Annotated in this window: 6 protein-coding genes; 5 read left to right on the forward strand and 1 reads right to left on the reverse strand. The window is 39.1% G+C overall.

Annotation, left to right across the window (positions count from 1 at the left end; genetic code table 11):
* Window positions 1-1,628 (reverse strand): ATP-dependent DNA helicase RecQ (locus VIH09_RS03030; RefSeq protein WP_331577741.1); only part of this gene is annotated, 1,628 nt, incomplete at its 3' end.
* A gap of 95 nt (window positions 1,629-1,723) precedes the next feature.
* On the opposite strand from VIH09_RS03030, the gene VIH09_RS03035 reads away from it, so the two are divergent.
* The 5 genes from VIH09_RS03035 (at window position 1,724) to VIH09_RS03055 (ending at window position 5,967) form a co-directional block, all read left to right on the forward strand.
* The gene (locus tag VIH09_RS03035; RefSeq protein ID WP_331577743.1) at window positions 1,724-2,689 is read left to right on the forward strand and encodes a KpsF/GutQ family sugar-phosphate isomerase; all 966 of its coding nucleotides are present in this window, start codon (window positions 1,724-1,726) and stop codon (window positions 2,687-2,689) included.
* Window positions 2,689-3,495: a twin-arginine translocase subunit TatC gene (gene tatC / locus VIH09_RS03040; protein WP_331577745.1), complete on the forward strand. Its 807-nt coding sequence runs from the start codon at window positions 2,689-2,691 to the stop codon at window positions 3,493-3,495. The genes VIH09_RS03035 and tatC overlap by 1 nt, the downstream gene beginning before the upstream one ends.
* Before the next feature lies 1 nt (window position 3,496).
* Window positions 3,497-3,850 carry a carboxymuconolactone decarboxylase family protein gene (locus tag VIH09_RS03045; protein ID WP_331577747.1) on the forward strand — a complete coding sequence of 118 codons (354 nt, stop codon included), beginning with the start codon at window positions 3,497-3,499 and terminating at the stop codon, window positions 3,848-3,850.
* A 709-nt stretch (window positions 3,851-4,559) separates the two neighbouring features.
* Window positions 4,560-5,300, forward strand: a complete 741-nt coding sequence (lptB, locus tag VIH09_RS03050) for an LPS export ABC transporter ATP-binding protein (RefSeq protein ID WP_331577749.1) — start codon at window positions 4,560-4,562, stop codon at window positions 5,298-5,300.
* Between the two features lie 436 nt (window positions 5,301-5,736).
* Window positions 5,737-5,967 carry a DUF5808 domain-containing protein gene (locus VIH09_RS03055; RefSeq protein ID WP_331577751.1) on the forward strand — a complete coding sequence of 77 codons (231 nt, stop codon included), beginning with the start codon at window positions 5,737-5,739 and terminating at the stop codon, window positions 5,965-5,967.
* The last annotated feature ends 11 nt before the right edge of the window (window positions 5,968-5,978 follow it).

Genomic DNA, 5,978 nt, shown 5'->3' on the forward strand with positions numbered 1-5,978 from the left:
ATCGTCATCAAGGCTTCATCGATAACGCCAGATGATTTTGAAGCAGTTACAATGGCCTCATCACCAGCTTCATTGTATTCATGGTCCTCAGACATCATAAAAGAACTTGGTTTCTTTATAAAGCCCAATCCCTTATCGGTAATTTTAACGATACCATAGGTCTCGATATCTTTGGTCAAATACCCTGCTACCAAAACTTGTCGCAACAAGGCCATCCAGTATTTCTCATCAAAGGCAACTCCCGAACCAAAGAAGGATTGAACATCTGTTCTATGTGCTTTTATCACGGCATTGACCCTACCTATCAAGGTAAAGACGATCTCCTTGGATTTGTATAAGTGCTTGGTGTCTCTTACCACTTCGAGTAATTTCACTACCTGCTTTTGGGCTTCGATTTTCGCTTTTGGATTTCTGACATTATCATCCATATCACCACCTTCGCCAGTTTCGCTGTCGAATTCTTCACCAAAATAATGCAGCAGGAATTTCCTTCTTGACATCGAAGTTTCGGCATAAGCCACCACCTCCTGCAATAAAGCAAAGCCAATTTCTTGCTCCGCAACAGGTTTCCCCGACATGAATTTCTCTAATTTTTCAACATCTTTATAAGAATAGTAGGCTAAACAGTGTCCTTCGCCGCCATCTCGACCGGCACGACCCGTTTCTTGATAGTAGCTTTCCAGTGATTTCGGAATGTCATGGTGAATCACGAAACGCACATCGGGCTTGTCAATCCCCATCCCAAAAGCGATCGTTGCCACTACCACATCCACGTCCTCCATGAGAAACATGTCTTGATGCCTGGCTCGCGTTTTCGCGTCCAATCCGGCATGGTAAGGCACCGCGCTAACCCCATTTACTTGCAATACTTGGGCAATCGCCTCAACCTTTTTGCGGCTTAAGCAATAAATAATCCCCGATTTGCCTTTATGTTGTTTTATGAAACGAATGATATCCGATTCTACATTTTTCGTTTTCGTGCGTACTTCATAATACAAATTAGGCCTGTTGAACGATGCCTTAAAAGTAGTCGCATCACACATATCCAAATTTTTCAGGATGTCCTCCTGAACTTTTGGGGTTGCCGTAGCCGTAAGACCTATGATAGGCAAATCATCCAATTGTTTAATAATGTTTTTTAGATTTCTGTATTCCGGCCTAAAATCATGACCCCATTCAGAGATGCAATGGGCTTCGTCGATAGCAACAAAAGAAATCTTGACCGTTTTAAGAAAATTGACATTTTCCTCTTTGGTCAATGATTCCGGGGCCACATACAGCAATTTCGTCAGTCCGGACGTAATGTCCTTTTTTACTTGGGTAATCTCTGTTTTTGTCAGGGAAGAGTTTAAAACATGGGCGATACCATTTTCTGAAGACAAGCTTCGGATGGCATCTACTTGGTTTTTCATTAAAGCGATCAGAGGCGAAACAACAATGGCTGTCCCCTCTTGTATTAAAGCCGGTAGTTGATAACAGAGTGATTTCCCACCTCCTGTTGGCATGATAACAAATGTATTTTGTCTGTTGAGCAAACTTTTTATCACTTGTTCCTGCAACCCCTTAAATTGGCTAAAGCCAAAATATTTCTTTAATTCTTTATGGATGTCAATTTCGTTTGAATTCATTCTTTATTATATGGTATTATGTGGTATTTTGTATAAATTTGCAACACATAAAGATACAAATTTCTTTTACACACACAAATTTTAAATATTCTGTTTTGATATCTAAAGAAAATATATTGGCTATCGCCAAAAAAACCATTTTATCTGAGAGCGAGGCGATTACAAAACTAACTGATTCACTGGACGATAATTTTTCAGAAGCAACTCAAGCAATCTATAATTCAAAAGGCCGATTGATTGTCACCGGCATAGGAAAAAGCGCAATCATAGCCCAAAAAATGGTGGCCACATTTAATTCAACCGGAACCCCATCGATGTTCCTTCATGCCTCCGAAGCGATTCACGGCGACTTGGGGATGGTACAAAATCACGATGTGATCATATGCATTTCTAAAAGCGGAAATAGCCCCGAAATTAAGGTTTTGGTTCCGCTCTTAAAACGTTTTGGGAACACTTTAATCGCCATTACCGGAAACATGACCTCCTTTCTGGCCAAAGGCTCCGATTTTATTCTAAATACCACCGTGGAATCAGAGGCTTGCCCTATCAATTTGGCTCCAACAAGCAGCACCACCGCCCAATTAGTTATGGGTGATGCAATAGCGGTATGTTTAATGGAAATTCGCGGTTTCAAACCCGAAGATTTTGCTAAATACCATCCGGGAGGCGCTCTAGGAAAAAAATTATTGCTCAGGGTACAAGACATGCTGGAACATACATTAAAACCTATGGTTTCCCCAGACACTTCGATAAAGAAGGTGATTTTTGAAATTTCGGAAAAACGACTCGGTGTAACAGCTGTTGTCGATCAGGACAAAGTGATCGGTATCATCACTGACGGTGACATTCGACGTATGCTGAATGACAGGGATTCTTTTGCTGATTTAACAGCTAAAGACATCATGACCAAAAACCCGAAATTGATTCAATCAACAGCCATGGTGGTAGACGCCTTAAATATTCTTGAAGATTTCTCCATCACCCAACTGGTAGTTGTGGATGGCGAGGACTACAAAGGCGTATTACATTTACATGATATATTAAAAGAAGGAATACTATAATGGCAAAGAAAAACTTAAACGAGATGTCGTTTTTAGATCATCTTGAAGATTTAAGATGGTTATTAGTCAGGAGCACAATCGCAATAATCATCATGGCAATCGTCACTTATTTCATGAGTGACTATCTGTTTGACACCATAATATTTGGCCCTACTAGGCCTACTTTTTTCACCTATCGTTTCTTCTGTGATTTATCCCATCAGCTGGGTTTTGCAGACAATATCTGCATTACTGAAATGCCCTTCATAATCCAGAATACGCAGATGGAAGGCCAGGTTAACGTCTTTATTTGGATGTGCGTCCTGGCCGGATTCATTTTGAGCTTCCCCTATATATTGTGGGAAATTTGGAAATTCATCAGCCCTGCCCTATACACCAAAGAGAAGAAAAACGCCAAAGTTTTCATCTTTTTCTCCTCCCTGCTTTTCTTCTTGGGCGTTCTTTTTGGCTACTTTGTAGTGATTCCGATGTCCGTCAATTTTGTGGCCACCTTTACCGTCAGCGATGTCGTATTGAACCAGTTTACGCTGGACTCCTATATAGGAATGGTGAAAACATCTGTTCTGGCCAGTGGCTTGTTTTTTGAACTACCAATTATCATCTATTTCTTGACAAAACTCGGGCTCGTAACCCCTAGCTTTTTAAGAAACAACCGAAAATATGCAATTGTACTTGTACTGATTGTAGCGGCCATAGTTACTCCTCCGGACGTAGTGAGTCAAACTATTGTCGCAATTCCAATGTTATTAATCTACGAAGCAAGTATTTTTATCTCTGTATTTGTTTCTAAAAACGAAAAAAAATAAGATGGCTGCCATAATCGAAGAATTTAATGAGTATCGTTCCAGAATGAACGAAAAATTACTGTCTGACAACAATAAAATCGTAAAACGTATTTTCAATCTGGATACCAATGCGTATGCGGCTGGTGCTCTTGACGTGAAAACAAAAGAACTTCTGGGTTTAGTGGCTTCTGCCGTATTACGTTGTGATGACTGCGTAAAATACCATTTGGAAACAAGCCATAAAGAAGGCGTTACCAAAGAAGAAATGATGGAAGCCATGGGAATTGCCACATTGGTTGGCGGAACGATCGTCGTACCTCATTTGCGCAGAGCCTATGAATTCTGGGAAGCGCTGGAAGAAGAGGCCACAAAATAAACATATCTCAACTAAAGAAAAGCCTTTAGATATAATTATTAAAACCGTCAGTTCGAGGCATAATTTTTATTCTAAAAAAAGAAATATAAAATGACGTTTGAGGTTTTAAGTTGAATTCAATTACAAACTAAAATTGCTGTTATTTACGAGCTTCAATTGTCCTTAGCTTCCGCAGTCGAGCGTCAAATGTTTGAAGAATACGTAAAAAGAAAAGCTGTTTGAGCGCAGCGAGTTCTTTTCTTTTAGTGTTCGAGAACTAATTTGACCGACGAGGGAGTGTAGACTTGAAATCGAAGATTCATGAATACCAAAAAAACAATAACAACGCATGAATATTTTTTTGTTTCTTTTTTGATCAAGCAAAAAAGAAAATTAGTAAAACATAATTTTTTACTTTCAACAAAATGTCATTGGTACTGTTTTTGAGTAGTGAAACGGAACAAAAAATGTATCGAGAACCCGTTTTTATCAATAAACTTTCTGTTCTCGATACACTTCGCCGCGGCGAATCACTCGAACTGACGAAAATTTAAAATAAAAAACTAGTTACATCCAACGGCTTAAGGGAAGTAGTCTCAAATGGGCTTTAGGAAATAACTGTAATAGAAAAGAAACTAAATAATTGTTAATAGGTTGATTTGCTGATTTGTTTATTCGTTTATTTGTGACGCTTAAGCAGGATTTTGATTAAACAATTACACGAAACGAAATGATTTTAAGAGCAGAAAATTTAGTAAAAACATATAAAGGCCGAAGTGTGGTAAAAGGCATTTCGGTTGAAGTAAACCAGGGGGAAATCGTTGGACTTCTGGGACCAAATGGTGCCGGGAAAACGACTTCGTTTTATATGATTGTGGGATTGGTAAAGCCAAATTCGGGGAACATCTATCTTGACGACATGAACATTACCGATTATCCTATGTACAAACGTGCACAGCACGGGATCGGTTATTTGGCACAGGAAGCTTCCGTTTTCAGAAAACTGAGTATCGAAGACAACATACTGAGCGTTTTGCAGCTGACCAAACTTTCAAAAGAAGAGCAAGTCGCAAAAATGGAAAGCTTGATCGACGAATTCAGCTTGGAGCACATTCGTACGAACCGAGGCGATTTACTTTCGGGTGGAGAACGTCGCCGTACCGAAATAGCACGTTGTTTGGCTACCGACCCTAAATTTATTTTGCTGGATGAACCCTTCGCCGGTGTCGACCCTGTAGCTGTTGAGGACATACAGCGCATCGTCGCACAATTAAAAAACAAAAACATAGGGATTCTAATCACTGACCATAATGTTCAGGAAACTCTGGCCATTACGGACAAAACCTATCTTATGTTTGAAGGAGGAATCCTAAAAGCAGGGATTCCGGAGGAATTGGTGGAAGACGAAATGGTTAGACGTGTGTACCTGGGACAGAATTTTGAATTGCGTAAAAAGAAAATCGAGTTTTAGGAAGTGACTTTAAAGAGTGATCAGTATTCAGTGCACAGTAATCAGCTTAAAAAAAAGTGGTCAGTGAGTAGGTATATAAGAGTAGTCAGTTATCAGTTCTAAAAAACGAACCTTCTTTTGTTCCAAAATTAAATGATATTAAATTAATAACTTATACCACCGATGTTTAACCGTCGAGAACCATTACAGCATCTCGATTGCGCTCCATGCCAATATCATTAAGATTAAGGATTCGTCAGTTCGTGTTGAGTAATAATTTACGATAGAAAATTATTACGAAGTATCGAGAACCCTGTTTTAGAGACTTCTCGATACAACTTCAAACTTTAAAGCTATCGCATTTTTGAGTTAGCTTAACCTTAATTACATTGCGCTCGATCTGACAAATAACATTGGACGAAAATATATTGACAAATGGCATTAAACCAATTTACTAATGAGCCAAAAAGAAAAACCAAGCAAAGAAACACTTGAAAAATGGCACAAAGATCCAAACAACTGGAAGCTTGGAATCTTTTATTATAACAAAGAAGACAAACGCATACTACCTCCCAAAAGAATGGCTTGGGCTGGCTGGACAGTTAATTTCGCCAATACTATTTCAGTTGCCGTTTTTGTCATTGTAATCATCATAATAATTGGAATAGCCCTGTTCCTACCAAAATGATGAGTGCGTGC

Origin of the sequence: Flavobacterium sp., assembly GCF_036515215.1 — a bacterium.
Taxonomy (GTDB): Bacteria; Bacteroidota; Bacteroidia; order Flavobacteriales; family Flavobacteriaceae; genus Flavobacterium.

Excerpts from the sequence above, each read along its gene's own strand:
- tatC (WP_331577745.1), top strand. The coding sequence starts at position 2,689 with ATGGCAAAGAAAAACTTAAACGAGATGTCGTTTTTAGATCATCTTGAA.
- VIH09_RS03055 (WP_331577751.1), top strand. The coding sequence starts at position 5,737 with ATGAGCCAAAAAGAAAAACCAAGCAAAGAAACACTTGAAAAATGGCAC.
- VIH09_RS03045 (WP_331577747.1), top strand. The coding sequence starts at position 3,497 with ATGGCTGCCATAATCGAAGAATTTAATGAGTATCGTTCCAGAATGAAC.
- lptB (WP_331577749.1), top strand. The coding sequence starts at position 4,560 with ATGATTTTAAGAGCAGAAAATTTAGTAAAAACATATAAAGGCCGAAGT.